Origin of the sequence: Actinomadura sp. NBRC 104412, from assembly GCF_030269515.1 — a bacterium.
In the GTDB taxonomy this organism is placed as follows: Bacteria; Actinomycetota; Actinomycetes; order Streptosporangiales; family Streptosporangiaceae; genus Spirillospora.
The window spans coordinates 190,894-213,787 of record NZ_BSTM01000001.1; the positions used below are offsets into that span (position 1 = coordinate 190,894).

At 72.3% G+C, this 22,894-nt stretch carries 20 protein-coding genes; 8 read left to right on the plus strand and 12 right to left on the minus strand.

The genetic code is table 11. The annotated features are described in order from the left end of the window. The first annotated feature begins 15 nt into the window (after positions 1 to 15). Positions 16 to 1,281 carry an aromatic acid exporter family protein gene (locus tag QSK21_RS00910; protein WP_285692789.1) on the plus strand — a complete coding sequence of 422 codons (1,266 nt, stop codon included), beginning with the start codon at positions 16 to 18 and terminating at the stop codon, positions 1,279 to 1,281. Between the two features lie 48 nt (positions 1,282 to 1,329). Here the strand turns inward: QSK21_RS00910 and QSK21_RS00915 are convergent, their stop codons facing one another. After that, complete coding sequence (locus tag QSK21_RS00915) at positions 1,330 to 2,988, minus strand: class I adenylate-forming enzyme family protein (protein WP_285692790.1); 1,659 nt, start codon at positions 2,986 to 2,988, stop codon at positions 1,330 to 1,332. Between the two features lie 150 nt (positions 2,989 to 3,138). On the opposite strand from QSK21_RS00915, the gene QSK21_RS00920 reads away from it, so the two are divergent. The 6 genes from QSK21_RS00920 (at position 3,139) to QSK21_RS00945 (ending at position 9,836) form a co-directional block, all read left to right on the plus strand. Continuing rightward, the gene (locus QSK21_RS00920; protein ID WP_285692792.1) at positions 3,139 to 3,882 is read left to right on the plus strand and encodes a FadR/GntR family transcriptional regulator; all 744 of its coding nucleotides are present in this window, start codon (positions 3,139 to 3,141) and stop codon (positions 3,880 to 3,882) included. A 170-nt stretch (positions 3,883 to 4,052) separates the two neighbouring features. Beyond that, a complete protein-coding gene (locus tag QSK21_RS00925; protein ID WP_285692794.1) occupies positions 4,053 to 4,838 on the plus strand; it encodes an alpha/beta fold hydrolase in 786 nt (261 codons plus the stop codon). Between the two features lie 47 nt (positions 4,839 to 4,885). Beyond that, a complete protein-coding gene (locus tag QSK21_RS00930) occupies positions 4,886 to 6,106 on the plus strand; it encodes an LLM class flavin-dependent oxidoreductase (protein ID WP_285692796.1) in 1,221 nt (406 codons plus the stop codon). A 17-nt stretch (positions 6,107 to 6,123) separates the two neighbouring features. Further along, positions 6,124 to 7,761 carry a CocE/NonD family hydrolase gene (locus tag QSK21_RS00935; protein ID WP_285692797.1) on the plus strand — a complete coding sequence of 546 codons (1,638 nt, stop codon included), beginning with the start codon at positions 6,124 to 6,126 and terminating at the stop codon, positions 7,759 to 7,761. Beyond that, positions 7,758 to 8,528 (plus strand): NAD(P)-binding domain-containing protein, encoded by a 771-nt coding sequence (locus QSK21_RS00940; protein ID WP_285692799.1) that lies wholly within the window; start codon positions 7,758 to 7,760, stop codon positions 8,526 to 8,528. The genes QSK21_RS00935 and QSK21_RS00940 overlap by 4 nt, the downstream gene beginning before the upstream one ends. 57 nt (positions 8,529 to 8,585) lie before the next feature. Next, a complete protein-coding gene (locus tag QSK21_RS00945; protein ID WP_285692801.1) occupies positions 8,586 to 9,836 on the plus strand; it encodes an amidohydrolase family protein in 1,251 nt (416 codons plus the stop codon). Here QSK21_RS00945 and QSK21_RS00950 read toward each other — a convergent pair. From QSK21_RS00950 to QSK21_RS00990, 9 genes are all read right to left on the minus strand, one after another. Beyond that, positions 9,833 to 10,858, minus strand: coding sequence for an alpha-hydroxy acid oxidase (locus QSK21_RS00950; RefSeq protein ID WP_285692803.1), 1,026 nt, complete (start codon positions 10,856 to 10,858; stop codon positions 9,833 to 9,835). The two genes, QSK21_RS00945 and QSK21_RS00950, sit on opposite strands and share 4 nt — an antisense overlap. A 7-nt stretch (positions 10,859 to 10,865) precedes the next feature. Continuing rightward, positions 10,866 to 12,497: a thiamine pyrophosphate-binding protein gene (locus tag QSK21_RS00955; RefSeq protein ID WP_285692804.1), complete on the minus strand. Its 1,632-nt coding sequence runs from the start codon at positions 12,495 to 12,497 to the stop codon at positions 10,866 to 10,868. Further along, entirely contained in the window at positions 12,494 to 13,219 is a 726-nt protein-coding gene (locus QSK21_RS00960; protein WP_285692807.1) for a class II aldolase/adducin family protein, read from the minus strand. The genes QSK21_RS00955 and QSK21_RS00960 overlap by 4 nt, the downstream gene beginning before the upstream one ends. 27 nt (positions 13,220 to 13,246) lie before the next feature. Then, on the minus strand, positions 13,247 to 13,960 hold the full coding sequence (locus tag QSK21_RS00965) for an ABC transporter ATP-binding protein (RefSeq protein WP_285692809.1): 714 nt from the start codon (positions 13,958 to 13,960) through the stop codon (positions 13,247 to 13,249). Further along, positions 13,960 to 14,709: an ABC transporter ATP-binding protein gene (locus QSK21_RS00970; protein WP_285692810.1), complete on the minus strand. Its 750-nt coding sequence runs from the start codon at positions 14,707 to 14,709 to the stop codon at positions 13,960 to 13,962. The genes QSK21_RS00965 and QSK21_RS00970 overlap by 1 nt, the downstream gene beginning before the upstream one ends. Next, positions 14,693 to 15,751, minus strand: coding sequence for a branched-chain amino acid ABC transporter permease (locus tag QSK21_RS00975; RefSeq protein WP_285692811.1), 1,059 nt, complete (start codon positions 15,749 to 15,751; stop codon positions 14,693 to 14,695). The genes QSK21_RS00970 and QSK21_RS00975 overlap by 17 nt, the downstream gene beginning before the upstream one ends. Positions 15,752 to 15,812: 61 nt before the next feature. Continuing rightward, positions 15,813 to 16,688: a branched-chain amino acid ABC transporter permease gene (locus tag QSK21_RS00980; protein WP_285692812.1), complete on the minus strand. Its 876-nt coding sequence runs from the start codon at positions 16,686 to 16,688 to the stop codon at positions 15,813 to 15,815. Between the two features lie 14 nt (positions 16,689 to 16,702). Further along, positions 16,703 to 17,908, minus strand: coding sequence for an ABC transporter substrate-binding protein (locus tag QSK21_RS00985; protein WP_285692813.1), 1,206 nt, complete (start codon positions 17,906 to 17,908; stop codon positions 16,703 to 16,705). Between the two features lie 167 nt (positions 17,909 to 18,075). Next, positions 18,076 to 18,894, minus strand: a complete 819-nt coding sequence (locus QSK21_RS00990; protein ID WP_285692814.1) for a FadR/GntR family transcriptional regulator — start codon at positions 18,892 to 18,894, stop codon at positions 18,076 to 18,078. A 103-nt stretch (positions 18,895 to 18,997) separates the two neighbouring features. Here QSK21_RS00990 and QSK21_RS00995 point away from each other — a divergent pair, with 103 nt between their 5' ends. Continuing rightward, entirely contained in the window at positions 18,998 to 20,371 is a 1,374-nt protein-coding gene (locus tag QSK21_RS00995; protein WP_285692816.1) for a protoporphyrinogen/coproporphyrinogen oxidase, read from the plus strand. On the opposite strand, the gene QSK21_RS01000 is transcribed toward QSK21_RS00995, so the two are convergent. Both QSK21_RS01000 and QSK21_RS01005 read right to left on the minus strand, forming a co-directional pair. Further along, positions 20,368 to 21,390: an ABC transporter ATP-binding protein gene (locus tag QSK21_RS01000; RefSeq protein ID WP_285692817.1), complete on the minus strand. Its 1,023-nt coding sequence runs from the start codon at positions 21,388 to 21,390 to the stop codon at positions 20,368 to 20,370. The genes QSK21_RS00995 and QSK21_RS01000 overlap by 4 nt on opposite strands. Further along, positions 21,387 to 22,889, minus strand: coding sequence for an ABC transporter permease (locus tag QSK21_RS01005; RefSeq protein ID WP_285692819.1), 1,503 nt, complete (start codon positions 22,887 to 22,889; stop codon positions 21,387 to 21,389). Before QSK21_RS01005 ends, QSK21_RS01000 begins: the two co-directional genes overlap by 4 nt. Between the last annotated feature and the right edge of the window lie 5 nt (positions 22,890 to 22,894).

Genomic DNA, 22,894 nt, shown 5'->3' on the forward strand with positions numbered 1-22,894 from the left:
GGCATAACCGTGAGCATGAGCGGCAACGAGGGTCTCCGTACCGCGATCCGCAACGTCGGCTTCCCCGTCCCGGTCCTGCTGAGACGGTGGCGGGCGCAGCCGGTCGCCCTCACGATCCTCAGGCTGGTCGTGACGTCGGTGCTGGCCTACCAGTTGGCGAGGTGGCTTCCCGGCTCCAGTTCCCAGCCGCTGCTCGCCCCGCTGACCGCGCTGCTGGTCTTGCAGGTCACGCTCTACCAGACCTTCCGCTACGCCTGGCAGCGCGTGGGCAGCGTGGTGGCCGGCGTGCTGGTCGCCGTCCTGCTGACGCACTCGGTGGGGTTCAGCTGGTGGAGCCTCGGCGTGGCCATCACCGTCTCCCTGGCCGCCGGGTACGCGCTGCGGCTCGGGGACTCGATCCTCGAAGTGCCGATCAGCGCCATGCTCGTCCTCTCCCTCGACACCGACGTCGCCGCGATCCAGCGGGTCATCGAGACGCTCATCGGCACGGCCGCCGGGCTGACCGCCGGGTTCGTCCACGCGCCGGTGCGGGTGGAGCCCGCGGAGTCGGCCATCGAGGAGCTCGGCACGACGATGGCGGACCTGCTCGACGACATCGCCGCGGGCATGGGCGACGAGGAGCCTTCCCAGGAGGTGATCGGCGACTGGCTCACCCGCAGCCGCTCGCTCGACCAGGAGATCCACCGCGTGGACGAGGCCCTGGCCCACGCCGAGGAGAGCGTGCGGCTCAACCCGAGGGGCGCGGGGCTGCTGCACAGCGTGGTGGTGATGCACGAGCGGCTGGAGGCGCTGGAGCACTGCTCGATCACCATCCGCGGGCTGGCGCGCTCGCTGGCCGACCATGTCAACGAGGTCGGGCGCGAGTACGAGGTGGATCCGTCGGAGCGCGCGGCCCACGCGTCGCTGAGCGCGGCGATCCGGCGGCTCGCCTGGGCCATCCTCACCTACGGGCGGATGAGCCGGCAGCAGATCGCCACGGGGTCGAGCGACCTGGAAGGGGTCCTGGAACAGCAGCTCGCCGACGCCCGGGAGGACCGGGGCGAGCTGTCCGACCGGCTGCGGACCGACACCGCCCACTGGCAGCTCCACGGCGAGCTGCTCGTCCACCTCGACCGGTTGCGGGACGAGTTGCAACTCTCGCAGCGGACGACGCCGGAACGCAGGCGGCGCAGGCGCAGGCCGAAGCTCCCCCGGCCACGCCGCCCTCCCCGCTTCGGCGAGTTCGGCATGGCCCTGCGGCGGTTCGCCCGAATGTGGGGCCGCCCCGACGACGAGTACTGACGGCCATCCCTCATCGCGGCGGGCCGACACGGACCGTGCGGTCCGTCGTCACAAGGGGGCCGTGCCCTCACCGCTCAGGCGGCGGGCGATGTCCTCCCGCAGACGCGCCTTGGCGACCTTCCCTCCGGACGACCGGGGCAGGCTGTCCACGACGACAAGGTGCTCGGGGAACCATTCCTTGGACGTGCCGCGCGCGCCGAGGTGTTCGGTCAGGTCCTCCAGCGTCAGCGTGTGCCCCGGCCGCAGGGTCACGTACACGCACACACGCTCGCCGAACGTCGGGTCGGGCGCGGGCACGGCGGCCGCCATGGCGACGGCCGGATGGGTCCCGACCTCCTCCTCGACGGCCGGTGCGCTGATGTTCTTGCCGCCGCGGATGATGAGGTCGGACAGCCGGCCGACCACCCGGACGTAGCCGGCGTCGTCGATCTCCACCTCGTCCGCCATCAGCATCCAGCCGTCCTCGGTGAACAGCCGCCCGTTGGCCTCGGGATCGTCCAGGTACCCCAGGCAGGTCGCCGGCCCGCGGCACCCCGGCCGCCCGCGCCGGCCGGTGCCGGTGATGTCGGCCCCGGCGGCGTCGAACAGCCGCACCCGCATCTCGGGGATGATCCGCCCGGCGGTGCGCAGCCGCCGCTCCCTGTCGTCGGTCATGCTGGTGTGGCTGAGCGCCCCGGTCTCGTTCGAGCCATAGAACTGGAGCACCCTCGCCCCGGTGCGGTCCTCGAACTCGGCCGCCCTGTGGTACGGCACGGCCTCGCCGCCGGTGAACATGCAGCGCAGCGAGGACAGGTCGCGCATCCGCCGTTCCTGCTCGTCCAGCATCATGATGAACTGGGTGCTCACGCAGCACAGCACGCTCACCCGCTCCCGCTCGACGAGGTCCAGCGCGGCGCCCGCGTCGAAGCGCTCGGTCACCACGGCCGGCACGCCGAGGATCGTGGGCGTGAAATGGGAGGTCCAGAGCCCGAACCCGAACGGCGCCGGGATGACCGACATGACGACGTCGGCCGCGCTCAGCTCGCCCGCCACCCGGGCCAGCAGGTGGAAGTAGAACCACCGGTTCTGCGTGTGCATGACGCATTTGGGCAGGCCGGTCGTCCCGGACGTGGAATTGATCATGAACAGGTCGTTGGGCCCGAGCCGCCGCGCCGCGACGAGCGCCTCCACCGCGGCGTCGCTCGCCACGGGCACCGGCACGCCGTCGGCCCGGGGCACGGCCTCCGGTTCCGCCGCGTAGTCGGGGACCACGACGTGATGGTCGAGGGGCAGTCCCGCCGCGCGCAGGTCGTGGACGAGGTCCGCGGTCTCCCTGCCGCGGTGCCGGGCGTGGGTCACCAGCGCCTTGGCCCCCGTACGGCCGAGGATGTGGCGGACCTCCCGCTCTCCGGCGCGGGCGCCGACGCCGACCGCGGTCAGGCCCGCCTTCTCGGCCGCGATGAACGCGACGTGCACGGTGGGGCCGTCGGGAAGGAGCGTCGCGACCCTGTCGCCGGGGGCGAGGCCAAGCCCCGCGAGCGCGCCCGCGAGCGAGGACGAGGCCCGGTCATAGTCGTGCCAGCTCAGCCGCGTGTCCGCGGTCACGTAGGCCGCGGCGTCCGGACGGGCGGCCGCGTGCCGGGCGATGTGGTCGGCCAGCGTCGTCCTGCCCCACCAGCCGGCCTTCTCGTACTCCTCGATCAGGGCCGGGTCAACGGTCGTGGTCATGCGGAGTCCTCGCAATGGGCTCTGTTGTTGCTTTGATAGATATGATGCTTGTCGATCCGCGGCCTAAACAGCTCGTCCGGCTCGCACAGCACGTTCGGGAAGGGGCCCACCACGGCCAGTAACCAGCTCCGCCAGCCACGACTGGCACAGGTGATCGCGTCCGTGCTGCGCAGCCGCATCGTCAAGGGCCAGCTCGCCGACGGTGACGCGCTGCCCCGCCAGGAGGACCTGCTGCGCGAGTTCGGCGTCGGCAAGCCCGCGCTGCGCGAGGCGCTGCGGATCCTGGAGTCCGAGGGGCTGATCTCCGTGCGCCGGGGGAACCGTGGCGGCGCGATCGTCCACGTTCCACGGGTGGCCAACGCCGCGTACACCTTCGGCCTGGTGTTGCAGTCGCAGTCGGTACGGCTGGCCGACCTCAGCGAGGCGCTCAAGCGGATCGAGCCGGTGTGCGCCGGGCTGTGCGCGGCCCGCGACGACCGCCACACGGCGGTGCTGCCGCGCCTGCGCGAGCTCCACGAGCAGATCATCGACAACCTGGACGACGAGGTGGCCTTCACCCGGCTGTCCCGCCACTTCCATGAGGAGCTGGTCGCCTCCTGCGGCAACCAGACGATGATCCTGGTCATCGGCGCGCTGGAGTCGCTGTGGTCGCGGCAGGAGGTGGACTGGGCGTCCCGGGCGAGGGCGGCCAAGGTCTTCCCCGAGCGCGGGCAGCGCCGCGCCGGCGTGCGCGCGCACGAGCGGATCCTGCAGCTCATCGATCGCGGGGACGTCGCCGGTGTGGAGCGGCAGGTCCGCGTCCACCTGGAGGCCAGCCTGCTGTACGCGCTCGACCCCGACGAGCAGGAGATCGTCAGGCCGGGCGACCTGCCGGACGGGGCGCCGCCGGCGTAGCGCGCCCATTCCGCCCCCTCTTCCACCGATCCCAGACCACCGCGTACACCCCTACGCCCGGCGCTCCCTGGACTTTCACTTTCGCCATGCCCGAACTCCGACCCTTTTAGCTCCATCGTTTAAATGATAGATTGCATGAGCCCGCTCATCCACACCTCCCGGGAGGGGCCGTGAGCGAATCCGAGGACATCGTCGTGATAGCGGGAGCCGAGCTGGAGCGGCGCACGCTGGGATGTGGGCCGCCGCTGCTGTTCCTCCACGGCGAGGACGGCCACCTGTTCACCGAGCCCGTGCTGCGGGAGCTCGCCGGTCACTTCGAAGTGACCGCGCCCTCGCATCCGGGGTGGGGCCGCTCGCCGCGTTCGCAGCGCTACCGGGACATCGACGATGTCGCCTACACCTACCTCGACCTGCTGGAGTCCATGGAGGGGCCGGTCACGCTCGTGGGCGTGTCCCTCGGCGGCTGGCTGGCCTGTGAGATCGCCACGAAGTGCGAGCACAACATCGCGGCCCTGGTGCTGGTGGCACCGGTCGGCCTGCGCGTCGGCGAGCCGCGCACCCGCACCTTCCTCGACATCTACGCGGCCCCGCCACAGGCCCTCAGCGCATCGCTGTACGGGGACGAGGCCCGCCGTCCCGACCTGACCGCGCTCACCGACGAGCAGTTCGGCTACCTGGCGCGCGCCCAGGAGGCGGTCGCCCACTACGCCTGGGAGCCGTACTTCCACAGCCCCACGCTGGCCGACCGGCTGCGCCGCATCACCGTCCCGACCCTGGTGGTGGGCGGCGGGCGTGACCGGTTCCTGCTGGTGGAGGGCTACCTGGAGGAGTTCGCCTCCCGGCTGGGCGGCGAAGCGCGGGTCCTGACGATCCCGGACGCCGGGCACCGCGTCGAGGAGGAGGCGCCGGCCGAGCTGGCACGGGCGATCGCGGGCTTCGCGCGCCGGACCGCCTGAGCACCCGCCCGATGGATCCGAAGGGGAAGACTCCGAAGGAGAAGCCGATGTTCCGTGCCTGGGCGTTCACCGAGATGCCCTACCCCTACCTGCCGCCAGAGGACTCCTTCGAGTCGGTCCGGGTCACCCTGCCCAGCCGCCTGTACGACCCCGAGACCGGCTATCAGCTCTACCGCAAGTACCTGGACATCTACGCCGCGGCCGACGAGCTCGGGCTCGACGTGATGCTGAACGAGCATCATGCCACCGCCACCTGCGTGGAACCCGCCGTGCCCCTCACGATGGCGATCCTCGCGAGGGAGACCCGGCGGGCCCGGCTGCTGGCGCTCGGCAACCCCATCGCCAACCGGCGCGATCCGGTGCGGGTCGCGGAGGAGATGGCGATGGTGGACGTCATCTCCCAGGGCCGGGCCGAGGTCGGCTTCGTCCGCGGCGTACCGCAGGAGATCTCCGCGGGCAATGTCAGCCCGGTGGACATGAAGGCCCGTTTCTGGGAGGCCGCCGAGCTGATCCGCACGGCGTGGACCAGCCACGACGGCCCGTTCAACTGGGAGGGCCGGCATTTCCACCACCGGCAGGTCAACGTGTGGCCGCGGGTCTACCAGGAACCGCACCCGCCGATCTGGGTGCCGACGCAGAGCACCTCGACCGCGGTGGAGGTGGCCGAGCGCGGCTTCACGCTCGCCACGATCCTGAACGGGCGGCGGGGCGCGCGCAAGATCTTCGACGCGTACCGGAGCCGCAGCGCCGAATGCGGCCTCGGCGACCCGCCGCCGGGACGGTTCGCCTATCTCGGCCTGGTGTACGTCGGGGAGACCGACGAGGAGGGGTACGCCGGGGCGCGCAAGCTCCAGTGGTACCTGCGGCACAACAAGGTGCCGTCACAGTTCACCAACGTGCCGGGCTACCACGACCCCGCGCTGCGGGCCTCCCTGCTGCGCAAGCAGGCGAACGGGGAGGCGATCGACAGCCCTGTCGCGCACCTGGCGGACGCGCCCGTCGAGGAGCTCACCGCGGGTGGCTACTTCTTCGCCGGCGGCCCCGACACCGTCGCCGCCCAGGTCGCCGACTTCTACGGGGCGGTCGGCGGCTTCGGCCACCTGCTGATGATGGTGCAGGCGGGGACGATGGGATACGACATGGCGACGCGGTCGATGCGGCTGTTCGCGCGGGAGGTGCTGCCGCGGCTGCGCGAAGAGCTCGACACGGACACCGCCCCGGCGTCGTCCGGCGGCTCGAACGCCCGCGTGCCCGCCGGTCGTTCGTGACGATGGCGTCCCCCCGGATGCCCCTGGCGCCTCGTATGGAGGTCCGCTACGACCTGATGGTCCCCATGCGGGACGGCACGGCGCTGGCCACCGACGTCTACCTGCCGGGCGACGGGGCCTTTCCCGCGCTGTTGCAACGTGTCCCGTACGGCCGGTCCAACCCCGCGATCCTGAACGGCGCGCTGGACGTGAGCCGGGCCGTGCGCCGCGGCTACGCGGTGGTGGTCCAGGACTGCCGCGGACGGTTCGGGTCGGAGGGCACGTTCACCCCGTTCGCGCATGAGGGGGAGGACGGAGCCGACACCATCCGGTGGATCACCGCGCAGGACTGGTGCGCGGGCGAGGTCGGCATGTTCGGCCGTTCCTACTCCGGCCTGCTGCAATGGCACACCGCCGCGGAGGGCCCGCCGGGACTCGCCGCCATCGCGCCGATGTTCTCGGGCGCCGACGTCCTCCGCGGGTGGCTGGCGCCGCAGGGGGTGCTCGAATGGGGCTTCGCGGTTCTGTGGAGCGTGCGCCACCTGGCCCCCGACCTGCTGGCGCGCGCCGGACGACCGCCGCACGACCTGCTGGACGTGATCGACGACATCGACGAGGTGCTCTTCGAGCGTCCCGGCGACGACAGGATCGACCGGATGCGGGAGCTCCTGCCGTTCCTGGACGACTGGCTGGATCCGCGGCGGCGGGACGCCGTGCTCGCCGCGCATGCGCCCGACCCGGCGCGGATCGACGTTCCGGTGCTGCTCATCGCGGGCTGGTTCGACCTGTTCCTGAGCGGCTGCCTGGACTCGTACGCCAGGCTCGGACGCGGGACCGCGCGGGAGCTCGTGATCGGCCCGTGGGCGCACGGCGGCACCGGGCCGGGGGTGTTCCCCGAACGCGACTTCGGCGTACGTGCGAGCGCCGATGCCGCGCGGCTGACCGACCGGCAGCTCGACTGGTTCGACCGGTGGCTGCGCGAGGAGGACGAGCCGCCGCGGCCCGCACCCGCGGTCACCTACTTCCAGACCGGCGCCGACCGGTGGCGCCACGACGAGACCTGGCCTCCCCGCCAGGCGTCCGCCCTCGACCTGTATCTGGTGCCGGGCGCGCTGGAGGACCGTCCGCCGGAGGCCACCGGTACCGTCCGGCTGCGCTACGACGAGGCGGATCCGGTGCCCACGGTCGGCGGCCCGACGTTCCTGCCCGGACTGGAGATCGGGGCGAACGCCGGACCGCGGGACCAGTCGCGGCTGCTCGGCCGGGACGATGTGTGCCACTTCGTCACCGAGCCGCTGGAGCGGGAGCTTGACGTGGCGGGCGGGGTCGTCCTGACCGTGTGCGCCCGCCCGCCCCTGCCCGGCATGTCCGTCTGCGCGCGCCTGGTCGAGATGAGCGCCTCGGGCCGGGCCATGGTGCTCACCGAGGCCGCCGCGCGTCTCCCCGGCGCCGGCGGGCCGCGGCTCGTGCGGCTCGACCTGGGGGCGCTGGCGCACCGGTTCGCCGCCCACAGCCGGATCGGGGTGATCCTCGCGGCCACCGGCCATCCAAGGTACCGGCGCTGGGTCACCGAGGACGTGCCGAAGGCGCCGCGCACCGGGGAGATCGAGATCGTCTGCGGCGACGAGCGGGCACCGTCACGGCTCGTCCTCCCTGTTCTGAAGGAGGCGGAATGATCGTCATGGTGGGGCTCGGCAATCTGGGCCTGGCCCTGGGCGGACGGCTCGTCGAGTGCGGGCACGACGTGTGCGGGGTCGACCTCGCCGAGGCCCGGCGCTCCGCGTGGGCGGAGCTGACCGGGCGCACCGCCGCGCCGTCCCTGGACGAGGTGGACTGGGCGCAGGCCGAGCGGGTCTTCGTCGTCGTCCGGCTCACCGAGCAGGCGGCGGCGGTGCTCGACAGGCTGGCGGCCGAGCCGGGCGAACGCACCTGCTTCGTGGTGACGACGCTCGACCCGTCGTTCGCCGGCGCTCTCGGCGACCGCGCGCGGCCGGGTCTGCGGGTCGTGGAGCTGCCGGTGTCGGGCGGGGCCGCCGGCGCCTCCGGCGGCACGCTCACCGCGATGGCGGCGGGGCCGCTGTCCGACGCCGACGCGCGCCTGCTGACCACCACGCTCGCCGCGCACCTGGTGACCTTCGACGCCTACGGCGAGCCGACGCTGGCCAAGCTGTTCAACAACGTGACCGGCGCGTACAACGCGCTGGTGCTCGCCGAGATGCTGCTGCTCGCCGAGCGCGCCGGGGTGGATCCGCGCCGCCTGCACCAGGTGCTGCTCACCTCGTCCGGCGGCAGTTGGATGGCGGCGGGCTTCGCCGATCTGCTCGACGACCTGCTGGACAAGGACGTCCGGCTGCTCCGCGCCCATCTCGGCGGGCTGCCCGACCTCTCGCTCGGCACCGGCCTGCCGGAACGGCTGGCGGCCGCGCGCCGCCTGCTGGCCTGACCCTGGACCGCAAACGTATCTATTGTTTAACTGATAAGCGAGGAGAGGAGCCCTTCCATGCCCAGCCTTGACGAACTGGAGAAGAACACCGGGTTCACCACCGCGGTGAAGGGCAAGGTCACCTTCCTGCCCGAGCCGGACCGGCAGGAGCGCGCCTACACCGTCATCTCCGTCGACGACCACATCGTCGAGCCGCCGGACACCTTCGAGGGCCGGCTGCCCGCCAAGTTCGCCGACCGCGCGCCCCGCATCGTCGACAAGGACGGCGCGCACGTCTGGGTGTACGACGGGCAGGACATCCCCAACGTCGGGTTCAACGCCGTGGTCGGCCGTCCCGTCGAGGAGTACAGCTTCGAGCCCGCCCGCTTCGAGCACATGCGGCGGGGCGCCTGGGACATCCATCACCGGATCAAGGACATGGACCTTTCGGGCGTCTACGCCTCGCTGTGCTTCCCCTCGTTCCTGCCGGGCTTCGCCGGGCAGCGCCTCCAACTCACGACGAAGGACCCGGAGCTGGCGCTGGCCGCGGTACGGGCATGGAACGACTGGCACCTGGAGGAGTGGTGCGGCGCCTACCCGGACCGCATGATCCCGTGCCAGCTTCCCTACCTCCTGGATCCGGAGGTCGGCGCGCAGGAGATCTACCGCAACGCCGAGCGCGGATTCAAGGCGGTCACGTTCTCCGAGGGACCGCACGCGCTCGGCCTGCCGACCCTGCACTCCGGCCACTGGGACCCCATCATGCGGGCGTGCGCGGAGACGCAGACCGTCGTCAACCTCCACATCGGATCGTCCGGCACGTCCCCCGGCACCTCCGACGACGCCCCACCCGACGTGGTCGGCGTGCTGTTCTTCGCGTACGCGATGTACGCCGCCGTCGACTGGCTGTACTCGCTGATCCCGGTGCGCTACCCCGACATCAGGATCTGCCTGTCGGAGGGCGGCATCGGCTGGGTTCCCGGGCTGCTCGACCGGCTCGACCACATGCTCGGCTACCACCGCATGTACGGGACGTGGGAGGGCATCGAGCTCACACCGGCGGAGGTGCTCAAGCGCAACTTCTGGTTCTGCGCCGTGGAGGACCCGACGACGTTCGCGCTGCGCGACCGGATCGGCGTCGACCACATCCTCGTCGAGCAGGACTACCCCCACTGCGACTCCACCTGGCCGCACACCCAGCGGGTGCTGGCCGAGGAGATCGGCGCCCTCCCGCCCGCCGACATCCGCAAGATCACCTGGGAGAACGCCGCGAACCTCTACCGGCACCTAGTCCCGCCCGAGGTCGCCGCCGACCCGAACGCGTACTAGAGAAGGTCCGGGGTGATCTCGCCCGGCGAGGTCACCCCGCACAACCGCATCGCGCGGACCAGTTCGCTCGTCAGGTCGTCCAGCAGGGCGCGCACGCCGTCCGCGCCGCCGGTCGCCAGCGCCCACAGGACCGGCCGCCCGACGAGCACGGCCCGCGCCCCGAGCGCGAGCGCCTTGAGCACGTCGGTTCCCGACCGGACACCGCCGTCGACCAGCACCTCCGCCCTGCCCTGGACGGCGTCCACCACCTCGCGCAGCGCGTCCGCCGAGGCCACCGCGGTGTCGAGCTGGCGTCCCCCGTGGTTGGAGACGATCACGCCGCGCGCGCCGGCGTCCACGCACGCGACCGCGTCGTCGCCCCGCAGCACGCCCTTGACGGCGATCGGCAGGCCGCCCGTCTCCGCCACCCAGGCCAGGTCGCCGGGGGTCACGGTGTCGTCGAGGTCGGTCGAGTAGGCCGACAGCGAGGCGTCCGCCAGGTTGGCGGCCCGCAGGTCGCCGGCCGGCAGCCAGTAGCCGTTGCGCCTGTCCCGTGGACGGTCGCCGACCGCCGCGGCGTCGACGGTGACCACGACGCCCTGGTAACCGGACGCGGCCGCGCGCCGTACCAGCTCGGCGGTCAGCCCGCGGTCACGGAGCACGTAGAGCTGGAACCAGCGCGGCGCCGGTGGCGTGAGCGCGGCGATCTCCTCCAGGGAGACGGTGGAGTACGTCGACACCATCATGCCCGCCCCGGCGGCGGCCGCGCCCACGGCGGTGGCCAGCTCGCCCTCGGGATGCGCGAGGCGCTGCATGCCCGCGGGCGCGACCAGCACCGGCGTGCGGACCCGGTGCCCGAGCACGTCGGTGGCCGACGACACCGACGACACGTCGCGCATCGTCCTGGGGCGCAGCCGGAGCCGGCGCCACGCCCGCAGGTTGTCCTCCACCGTGCGTTCCTCGCCCGCGCCGCCCGCGTAGTAGTCGTAGACCGCCGGATGCAGCGCGAAGGCCGCCCGGCGCTCCAGGTCCCGCAGATCCATCGGCCGCTCAACCCCGCGTGAACCGGGTGAACCAGTCCGTCCGCACCCGCCGGGTGAGGCGCACGTCGACCAGCACGGGACGCTCCGGGCGCCGCAGCCGCGGAGCCAGCTCCTCCAGTTCCCGGACGGAGCCGATCGAGTATCCGTCGCCGCCCATCGCCCGCGCCACGCTTGCGAAATCGGGCCGGTCGAACTCGGCCAGCCCCGTCGGGATACCCTGCCGGATCATGTTGTGGTACTCGAAGCCGTACGCGCCGTCGTTCATCGCGATCACGATGACCGCGAGCCCGTACCGCACCGCGGTGTCGAACTCGGCCAGCGACATCATCAGCCCGCCGTCCCCGACGACGGCCGCGACCACCCGGCCGGGACGGGCGTGCGCGGCGCCGATCGCGGCGGCCAGGCCGAGCCCGATCGAGCCGAACCCGAGCGGGTAGACCAGGTGCGAGGGCTCGGGTACCCGGATCATCCGGACCGGCTCGGACAGCGCGGCGTGCCCGCCGTCCACGACGAGGATCCGTTCCTTCGGCAGCACCCGGTCCAGGGCCAGCGCCACCGATCGCGGGTCGGCGCCGGTCTCGTCGCTCTCGTCGGTGAACCCATCCTCAGGGGAGCGGGACGCGAGCCGGCCGGCGAGTTCAGGTGAGCGCCAGCCCTCGCGGTGCACGCCGTCCGCGCGCAGCCTGGCGAGGAGGCGTTCGGCGACCCTCCTCGCATCGCCGACCAGTGCCACCTCGGCGGGCCGGTGCGTTCCGATCGCCGCCGCGTCGGTGTCGCAGTGGACGACCTGCGCCTTGCCGTACAGGGCCCCGTTGTCGGTGGTGAACGGATTGAACGACGCGCCGAACACCAGCACGCAATCGGCCCGTGCCAGCAGGTCGCGGGCGAGGCCGTCGGCGAAGCCGCCGCTGATGCCCACCGCATACGGCTCTCCCGCGAAGTACTCGGTCGCGAGCAAGGTGGTGGCGAGCAGCGCCCCGAGCCGGTCGGCCAGCTCGACGAGGGCCTCGCGGGCGCCCGAGCGGACCGCGCCGCGCCCGGCGAGCACGACCACCCGCCGCGCCGACAGCGCCGACGCGACGGCCGCGCCGATCTCCGCTTCGCCGCACTCCGCCGCTTCCTCCCCTCGGACGCCGTCCCGTGAGGGAGCCTCCGCGGGAAGGCGTACGGGCACGTCGAGCACGACGGGGTGGCGCTCGGACCGGGCGCGGGCGAACGCCTCGGCCGTGTCCGCCCGAGCGGTCGCGGTGGAACGCACGGAGACGAACGCCGCCTCCGCCGCGCCGGCCAGCCGCGCCTGGTCGAGCGCCTGCGGATGCCAGGGAACGGCGGGATCGGTGTCGGCGGTCACGAGCACGAGCGGGGTCCGGCTGCGCGCGGCCTCCACCAGCGGTGTCACGGTGTTGGTCAGTCCCGGGCCGTGGGTCGCCGTGGCCACGCCGACCTCACCGGACACCCGCGCGTACCCGTCGGCGGCGAGCACGCCGCCGTCCTCCCGCGCGGTCGCGACGTGGCGGCCGCCGTGGCGGCGGGTCAGGGCGTCCAGGAACGCCAGGTTGCCGTCGCCCAGCACGCCGAACACCGGCCCGCCCGTCTCCGCCGCGACCACCCTGGCCACGGCGTCCGACGCGTCGGTCACGCCGTGCGCTCCGCGTCGTCCTCGTCCAGCCAGGCGAACAGGTCGGGGTCCGAGACCCGCAGCCGCCGTAGCTGGGCGGCCCAGGTGTTGCGGCGGAAGTACTGCTCATAAAGCGACTTGGCCTGCATCACCTGGGGAAGCGGGATCTCCTGCCCGCCCGCCGCAACGGCGTCCAGGTGGATCTTCGCCGCCTTCTCCAGCGTCATCGCGTCCACCGTGGCCTCTTCAAGGTCGGGCGCGGCGATGAGGATCCCGTGGTTGCGCATGTGCAGCACCCGCTTGTCGCCCAGCGCCGCCGCCATCCGCTTGCCCTCCACCTGGGGCTGGACGCCGTCGTCGGCGTACCACGCCTGCTCGTTGTGGAACAGCGTGCTGACCTCGTTGTACATGCCGACCGGACGTCCCGTCGTGGTGACGACGGCCGCGTAGTGGGAGTGGGTATGGATGATCGAGCCGACGTCCGGCCGCTCCCGGTAGATCGCCGCGTGGAACTGCACCGCGGGGGACGCCTCCCAGTCCCCTTCGAGCACGTCCAGGTCGAAGGACAGCTTGATGACGCGGTCGGGCGTGGTCTCGTCGAAGTACTCGAAGGGGGTGATCCAGAACGCGTCCGCGCCGGGCGCCCGGGCGCTCACATGACCCGCGACGCCGCTGTCGCAGCCCTCGCGGTAGAGCATCCGCCGAGCCGCGGCGATCTTGAATCTGGGGTCGTCCACACGCATGTCGCTGCCTCCCTGCCGATCCTCCGGCTAGTCCTCCACCGCCTCCAGCGAGCGATGGCCGAGGTAGGAGTCGATCAGTGCCTCCCGGTCGCCCAGCTCGGCGGAGTCGCCGCGCAGCACGATCTCGCCCTGGACGAGCACGCACGCCGAGTCGCAGATCTCCAGCGCGGCGGTGGAGTTCTGCTCGACGAGCAGCATCGGGACGTCGATCTCGCGCAGCGCCGCGAAGACCTCCTGCGTCACTCGTGGGGCCAGGCCCAGGGAGGGCTCGTCGAGCAGCAGCAGCCGGGGCGCCGCGACCAGGGCGCGGCCGAGGGCGACCATCTGCTGCTCGCCCCCGGACAGCGCCCAGCCCGGACGGCGGCGGAGCGGGGCCAGGGCGGGCAGCAGGTCGTAGACGTCCAGGAGCGAGTAACCGCCGGTGCGGCCGGCCCGTGCCGTCAGCCCCACCTGGAGGTTCTCGTGGACGGTGAGCGTGCCGAACACGCGCCGGCCCTCGGGTATGTGGATCAGGCCCGACTTGGCGACCTTGTCGGGCGGGACGGTGCGCAGGTCCCGGCCGTCGAACACGATCGACCCCTCGTACGGGACCAGGCTGGAGATCGCCCACAGGGTGGAGGTCTTGCCCGCGCCGTTCGGGCCGAGCAGCGCCAGCGACCCGCCGTCGCCGAGCGACAGGTCGATGCCGTCGACCACCCGGGTGCCCTCGTAGGCGATGACGAGCGAGGTGACTTCGAGCATCAGGCGCTCCCCAGATATGCCTCGACGACGGCCTGGTCGGCGAACACCTCGTCGGGCGCGCCGTCGGCGATGACCCGGCCGAGCCGGAGGACGATGATCCGGCCGCACAGCCGGCGCAGGAAGTCGATCTTGTGGTCCACCACCAGCAGCGTCATCCCGTCCTCGCGCAGGCCGCGCAGCAGCCGCAGCAGGTTCTCGGTCTCGGCCTGGTTGAGCCCGGCGGACGGCTCGTCCATCACCAGGATGCGCGGCTCGCCCGCGATCGCCCGTGCGATCTCCAGATACCGGTGCTGGCCGTAGGACAGCCCGGCGGCCGGACGGGTGGCGAGCGCTTCGAGCCCCACCCGCTGGAGCGCCGCATAGCCGCGCTCGATGCGGCGCAGGTCGGCCCGCCACATGCGGGGCCGCGCGAACAGCGCGCCGAGCATGCCACCGGCCGCCCGCGAGGAGGTCGAGAGCAGGACGTTCTCGATGCAGGACAGCTCCAGAAACGTCTGCGGGGTCTGGAAGGTGCGCAGCAGGCCCGCCGCCCGTACCCGGTCGGGACGGCCAAGCCGCAGCGGCCGGTCCTCGATCCACAGAGCACCGCCGGCGCGGTTCAGCCCGCAGATCGCGTTGAGCAGCGTGCTCTTCCCCGAGCCGTTCGGGCCGACGACGCCGACCGTCTCGCCCGACCGCACGGCGAACGAGACGCCGTCGACGGCGACGACTCCGCCGAACCTGACCGAGACCTCACTCGCGCGGAGCACGCCGCAGCACCCCCTTCGGCAGCCTCTCCCACAGCGCGGAGGCCGCCCCGACGATCCCCTGCGGGAGGACGACGATCGTGGCCAGCAGCAGCATCGAGAAGACCACGTCCTCATAGGTCTTGACCGGCCGCAGCAGCTCGGGCAGCCAGGTGATGAAGAACGCCCCGACGACCGCGCCCCACATCGAGCCGAGCCCGCCCAGCAGGATCATCAGGTACAGGTTGATGGCCACCCCCACGCCGAACGTGTCCGGCGCGATGAAGCCGAGCGTGTGCGCCTGTAGCGAGCCCGCCGCCCCGGCCAGCGCCGAGCCGAACGCGAAGATCGTGACGGCGATGGTCCGCACCCGGACGCCGTTGGCCCTGGCGACCTCGGGGTTCTCCTTGGCGGCCAGCGCGTCCCGGCGCAGCGGCGAACGCTCGATCAGCGCGCCCATCACCAGCACGGCGCACATGACGGCGAGCAGCAGCCAGAAGAGCGCGCCCTCGGTCTCGAAGTACCTGCCGAAGAGGTTTGGCCGGTCCATTCCGGAGACCAGGCCGGCCTCCTCGCCGGCGAAGAACTTCACGTTCCTGAACACCAGGATCATCAGCTCGGCGAAGGCCAGCGCGCCGATCGCGAAGTACAGGTGGCGGGCGCGGCTCAGCAGCGCGCCCAGCACGGCCGCGGACAGGAACGCGACCGCCACGCCCACCACGAAGCCCAGCAGGAACCCGTTCTCACCCGCCACCTTCGCCGAGGTGTACGCGCCGATCCCCATGAACGCGGCCTGCGAGAACGCGAACAGCCCGCCCACCGAGTACGCGAAGTAGAGCCCGACCGCCGCGATCGCGTAGATGAGCGTCGTGTTGAGCACGGCGACGCGGGCGATGTTCCCCGACCACAGCATCGCGGCACCGGCCGCCATCACCGCGAACACCAGGATCGGGACGAACGGGCGCCGCTGGTAGATCGGCGGCGCGTACCCGGGCAGCACGATCCGGCTCCGCGCCGCCAGCCCGCGGGCGGGCGACCCCCCGGGCGCCGGCCGCTCGGGCTTCACCTCCACGGCTCCGTCTCCGGCGGCGGACCCCTGGACCTCCGTGGCTTCGCCCGAAGGGCGGTCAAAGCCGGGCACGGGTGGCACCTCCCAGCAGTCCCTCCGGGCGCAGCGCGATGACCAGCAGGATCGCGATGAACGGGAACGCGGCCCGCATGTTGCCCGAGATGTAGCCGCCGCCCAGTTGCTCGACCAGGCCGAGCGTCAGGGCGCCCGCCACGACACCGCTCAACCGGCCGAAGCCGCCGATGATCGCGGCGCCGAACGCGAACAGCATCGGCGTGAACCCGATGTCGGGGGTCAGCGCGGAGAACGGCGCGAGCAGCACCCCGGCGAGCCCCGCCATGGCGCTGGCCAGCGCGAAGGTGATCATGGAAAGCCGGTTGACGGCGATGCCCTGCAGCAGCGCCGCGTTCCGGTCGGCCGCCAGCGCCCTGACCTGCCGGCCGAACTGGGTGCGGCCGAACAGCAGCGCGAGCGCGGCGACGGCGACCCCGGTGGTCACCACCGAGAACAGCGCGTGGTGGGAGATCACCGCGCCGAACACCTCGGTGGAGCCGTACCCGAAGGGGCTGGGCAGCCTGCGCGCGTCCGGACCGTACCAGAGCAGGATGAGCCCCTGGATCGCGAAGCCGCCCGCCAGCGTGGAGAGCAGGACGACATCAGGTGATCGTTCGCGCAGCGGCGCGTACGCGACACGTTCGAGCGCAAGCCCCGCCACCGCCAGCGCGGCGACCGCCAGCAGATAGCTGAGGACGAGGGGGAGGCCCACGTCGGAGACGCTCCAGTAGCACACGTACCCGGCCAGCGCGACCAGCCCGAACTGCGCCACGCTGACGATCCCGGTCGCCTTGTAGATGATGAGGATGCCGAGCGAGACGAGCGTGTAGATCGCGCCGAGCGCGAGCCCGCTGAAGACGAGCGCGATGAACCGGTCCATCGGGAGTCCGCGGCCTAACCCTTGCCGACCAGATCGCCGGCGCCGAACTTGCGCACGCTCTTCTGCTGGCCACCTGCGAAGGAGACGATGACCGCTTCGTTCATCATCTCGTGGTCGGCGTCGGACTTGTAGGCCAGCGCGCACATGCCCTTGGTGTGGTTGATCGTGCCCAGCGCCTTGCCGACCGCGTCGGGCTCGGTCGACTTGGCCTGCTCCATGGCGGCCTTGAGCATGAAGATCGCGTCGTAGACGCCGGCGGCGCCGTAGTCGGCCACGTCGCCGTACTTCTTCTGGTAGCGCTGCGCCCAGTCCCTGACGTACTGCCGCTCGTCGGCCGGCGGGTTGCACAACTGGACGCCGTAGACCTTCTCCATCGCCGCGGGCGGGACGAGCTTGCGGGTGTCGAGGATGCTCGTGGCCGGGCCGCCCAGGTACGGCACCCTGATGCCGTTCTGGAACGACTGCCGCACGCCCACCGCCATCTGGTTCGGGTAGGACCAGTCGACGATGGCGTCGGCCGACCTCATCGACAGCACTTCCCCGGTGAGGTCCTTGACGTCGTACGGGTAGAGCTTGGGCGGCAGCGTGGTCACGCCCGCGCCCTTGAGGTGCCGCTCGAACCGCGGCATCGCGGTGATCCCGTAGTCGATCTTGAGGCCCATCAGCCCGACGGTCTTCGGCTTGAGGTCCTGGGCCACGAACATGGAGCCGGCGTAGATGAGCTTCTCCATCCGGGTCATCACCCGGTAGGTGTTGGGGTGCCCACCCTCCTCGTTCAGGCTGGTGGCGGTGGACACGCCCATGCTCATGAACGGGATGTCGGCCCGCTGCAGGATCTTCGCGGCCGCCTTGAACTCGATCGAGGACGGCAGGCCGATGGCGGCGTCCACCTTGTCGGCGACCGCGAGCCTGGCGGCCTGCGCGGACTTGGCCGGGTCGATGGCGGTGTCGTACTCCTTCAGCACCACCTTGCGGCCCATGATCCCGCCGGCGGCGTTGACCTCCTCGACCGCCATCCGGGTGCCGTCGATGTAGTTCTTCAGCACATTGCCGCCGGTCATCGGCTCCAGCGACGCGATCACGATGGGGTCGTCGGCGCCGCCCGTGCCGCCGCCTTCCCCGCACCCGGTGGCCAGCAGCGCGATCCCGCCCACGAGGGCGATCAGCGAGCGGGCGCCGCGTGCACGTGCGAACCCTTGACCTGGACGGGTGGGGCGCATGGCCGCCTCCAAGGGATCAATTGAAGCTATCGTATATACATTAGAGCTAAAAGTAGGACCGCCAAGGGCATGGGTCAAGGGATCATCGGCCGGGATCGCGAGTCGAGGCGATGTGCCGCGTGATGTTCCGTCGCGCCGCAACCCGCCACCGGATCGCGGGCCGCCCGCTACAGTCCGCCGCGGTCGCGTCTGGACGCCATCGCGCGTCCCGGAGCCTTCAGGACCGACGCGTCGATCGTGCGACCGGCGTCCTGAGGGTCCGAGTAGAACTGGTCCGGGTCGAAATGGGCGTGCGCCAGCCGACCGGCCTCCTCGACCGCGCCAGCGGCGATCAGGTCGGTGATGCGCTCGTGCGTCTCAAGGCCGCGCAGCCGGTAGTCACGGTCGGGAAAGGTCCCGGCCCGCGTCGACATCGTCGCCCAGTCCTGGACGTGGGCGAGCCACAGCGCCTCCACCGACCCGGAGATCAATCGCAGCGTCGTGTTCCCGCAGCGGTCGACCAGACCCCGATGGAAGTCGGCCATCGCGTCGACGTACACCAGCACGTCGTCGAGCGTCTCGCGGGCACGCTCGTTGGCCTCGCGCAGATAAGGCACGACCTCCGTCGCACGGTCGTCCCTTCGCGCGCACAACTCGGCGCAGGTGCCCTCAAGGTTCTTCAACGCGCCGCCCACGTCGGCCAGGGTGGCCTGCTGCGCCTGCAACACAAGGCTGAGGCTGTAGGCGGCATGCCTGGCCTGCGGACGGTGGACGTAGGCGCCGCCGACGTTCCCCCTGCGGACGGTGATCAGGCCCTCGGCCTCCAGGATCCGCAGCGCCTCCCGCAGCGACGGCTTGCTGATCTTGAATTCCGCCAGCAGGCTGTCCTGGTTGGGCAGCAGCGCACCGTCGGGCAGCCGCCCGGTGAGGATGCGCCGCCGCAGCTTGTCGGCGATCAGCTCGGCAAGCCGCGGCTGGTGCAGCGGGGTCGATGGCTCGGTGGACATGGCGCTCCGTCGCGCTCGGAGGTGGACCCTCCGACCGTACTCGGTACGAAGGCCGGATCAGCATGAGGTCTGCGGGCCGCCGTCCGTCTAGGCTGGCGGTGTCATGGCTGGTGCGGAGCTTGTGGTGCTCGGGGCGGGGCCGGCGGGACTCGCCGCGGCGTGGCGGGCCGCTCGGCGCGGCGCCTCCGTCATGGTGCTCGAACGCGCCGATCGGGTCGGCGGCATGGCCGGGAGCTTCGAGGTGGCCGGGGTACGGGTCGACCACGGCAGCCATCGGCTGCATCCGGCCACGCCCCCATCGCTGCTGGCCGAGTTACGCGGGCTGCTCGGGGACGACTTGCAGCTCAGGCCGCGCAACGGGAGGCTGCGGCTCGGTGGTCGGTGGGTCGGGTTCCCGCTGCGGTTCGGGGAGCTGGCGGCGGCGCTGCCGCGAGGGATGGTCGTCCGGGCCGGGATGGAAGCGGTGCTGGCGCCGTTGCGGCGGCCGCGTTCCGACACCTACGCCGAAGTGCTGCGTGCGGGGCTCGGGCGCACGCTCTACGAGTCCATGTACGCGCCTTATGCGCTGAAGCTGTGGGGTCTGGACGGCGACGACATCGACGGCGATCAGGCGCGTAAGAGGGTCACCGCCGACACCGCCTGGAAGGTGGCCCGCCGGGTGCTCTCCCGCCCGTCCGACGGGCGGGGCCGGGTCTTCTACTATCCGCGTCGCGGGTTCGGCCAGATCGTGGAGGCGCTGGCGGACGCCGCGGCCGGCGCGGGCGCGGACGTCCGTCTCGGTACGGAGGTCACGGAGGTCGCGCCGGGCCGGGTGCGGACCGGGTCCGGGGACGAGTTCGAGGCGGGACAGGTGTTCTCCACGATCCCGCTGCCGGTGCTGGCGCGGGTGAGCCGTCCCGAGCCGTCCGAGGCGCTGGCGGACGCCGCGCGGCTGCGGTTCCGTGCCATGGTCCTGGTGTACGCGGTCCACGAAGGGGGCCGGTGGACGGGTTTCGACGCCCACTACCTGCCCGGACCCGAGACGCCGGTGACGCGGGTGTCGGAACCCGCCAACTATCGCGTGAGCGCCGATGACCCCTCCGACCACAGCGTGCTGTGCTTCGAGATCCCTTGCGAGGCGGGCGACGCCCTTTGGAACGCCGGTGAGGACGAGCTGGCGACGCTGGTCCACGAGCTGACGGCCCGGCACGGCCTGCCGCCGGTGCGGCTCGGCGGGTTGGAGGTGCGGCGTCTCCCGCACGTCTATCCCGTGTACGAGCGGGGCTATCGCGCGTACCTGGAGGGCCTGGACCGCTGGGCCTCCGGGCTGGACGGGGTGACGACCTTCGGGCGCCTGGGGTTGTTCGCCCACGACAACACCCACCACGCCCTGACCATGGGATTCGACGCCGCCGACGCGCTGGGACCCGCGGGCTTCGACACCGCGGCATGGTCGCGGGCCAAGAAACGGTTCGCCGCCCACGTCGTCGAGGATTAGCGCTCCGAGGGGTAGAAAAGGGGCTCGCCGGTGACGGTGATGCCCACGCGGTCGCCCGGGCGGTGCCTGACGTGCCCGTACGAGCGGGAGCGGATGCGGGTGGACAGGTCCTCGACGGCGACCGTCACCACGGCGTCGTGACCGAAGTACTCGACCCGTTCGACCCGGCCGGACAGGGCGGCGCCGTCGCCGTCGAGCACGATCTGCTCGGGACGCAGCGCGACGCGCCCGCTGCGGGCGCCGGTGTCGCGGACGGCACGGGCGGGCAGCCGTCCCAGCGGGCAGGTCACCATGCCGTCGTCGATCTCGGCGTCGAGCACCACGGTCTCGCCGACGAAGGCCGCCACCTCCAGGTCCACGGGTGACTCGTACACCTCGAGCGGCGGCCCGGCCTGCGGGATGCGGCCGTCGCGCATGACGGCCACGACATCGGCCACGGACAGCGCCTCCTCCTGGTCGTGCGTGACCAGGACCGCGGTCGCGCCGACCCGTTGGAGCGCGTCGCGCACGTCGTCGCGCACGCTTCCGCGCAGGGCGCGGTCGAGGGCGTTGAACGGCTCGTCCAGCAGCACGAGCTCGGGTTCGGGGGCGAGCGCGCGGGCGAGGGCGACCCGCTGCCGCTGACCTCCGGAGAGTTCGGCGGGCATCCGGTCCTGGAACCCGTCCAGGCCCACCAGGGCGAGCATGGCGGCGACACGGTCGGCACGGCCCGCGCGGGGCAGGCCGAAGCCGACGTTGCCCGCGACCGTGCGGTGCGGGAACAGCGCGCCCTCCTGCGGGACGATGCCGACCCGCCGGCGCTCGGGCGGTTCGGCCACCACCTCGCGTCCGGCGAGGGTGACCGTGCCGGCGTCGGGGGACTCGAAGCCGGCGATGATGCGCAGGAGCGTCGTCTTCCCGCAGCCGGAGGGGCCGAGGAGCGCGGCGATCTGCCCTCGTTCCACCGTGAGGTCGATGCCGCGCAGCACGTGGGTCTTCCCGAACGCCTTGGTCACACCGTGGACGCCGAGCTGGATCACAGGGTCACCCCGTTCTTGCCGAGCCGTTGGGCGAGCAGATAACCGGGCAGGGCCGCGAGCAGCATGAGCAGGGCGGCGTAGGGTGCGGCGGCCGCGTACGCACCCGAGCCGGTCTCCGTCCACAACTGCGTCGCCAGGGTCTCCGTGCCCGTGGGACGCAACAGGAGGGTGGCCGGGAGTTCTTTCATGCAGGTCAGGAACACCAGTGCGGCACCGGCCCCGATTCCGGGGACGGCCAGCGGCAGCGTCACCTCGCGCAGCACCCCGAGCGGGCGGCGACCGAGCGACCTGGCGATGTCCTCCAGGATCGGCGGCGATTGCAGCACCGACGCCCGTACCGCGCCGACGACCGCGGGCAGGAACAGCACCGCGTACGCGAGCAGCAGCAGGGGCGTGCGCTGGTAGAGCGGGTAGGCGAAGCGGACCGCGAAGAACACGAAGGCGAGCGCGATGACGATGCCGGGCAGCGCGTGCCCGACGTACGTGGCCTGTTCCAGCATCCGTACCGGACGGCTGCGCCTGCGGGCGACGAGGATCCCGACCGGGATGGCCAGGACGGTCGCGAGCGCCGCTCCGCCCGCCGACACGTACAGCGTCGTCCACCCGGCCGCCCCGAGGGTTGCGACGTCCAGGGACGCCGAGGAGCCGCGCACCAGCCAGTATCCGATGCCGGCCACGGGGAACCCGGCGGCCAGCCCCAGCACCACGGCGCACCAGCCCAGCGCGGGCCACCGCCAGCCGCCCAGCCGGTCGGGCGCGCGGGTCCGCGGGGCGCCGCCGCCGAGCGCGTAGGCGGCCCGTCCCCTGCTGCGCGCCTCGGCCCACACGATCACGAAGGCGATCGCCACGAGCACCATGCCCAGCACGGCGGCCGGGGTACGGTCGAACGCCGCCCGGTAGGAGGTGTAGATCGCGGTGGTGAACACCTGGTACCGCATGATCGACACGGCGCCGAACTCGCCGAGCACGTACAGCGCCACCAGCAGCCCGCCCGCGGCCACGGCGGGGCGGAGCTGCGGCACGACCAGGGTCAGGAACGTGCGCGCCCGCCCGTGGCCGAGGGACCGGGCGACCTCCTCCATCGCCGGGTCGAGCCGGCTCAGCACGGCGACCGCGGGCAGGTACACGTAGGGGTAGCTGACCAGGACGAGCACCAGAGCGGAGCCGGTGAAGCCGTTGACGCGGGGCACCGCGGCGATCCACGTGTAGGCGGCGACGTAACTGGGCACCGCCAACGGGAGCGCCGCCAAGACCCCGACGAGGCGGCGTCCCGGCAGGTCGGTGCGCACCACCAGCCAGGCCAGGGAGACGCCGACGGCGACGCAGCCCGCCGTCACCACGGCCGCCAGCGTCAGGCTGCGCGCGACCAGCTCGGCCGTGCGGGGACGGCCCAGCACGTCGGCGACCGCGCCGCCGCCGCTCTCCAGCACGCGCACGCCGAGGTAGGCCACGGGCAGCAGCGCCAGCGCGGCCGTGACCATCGCCGGGACGAGCAGCACCAGCG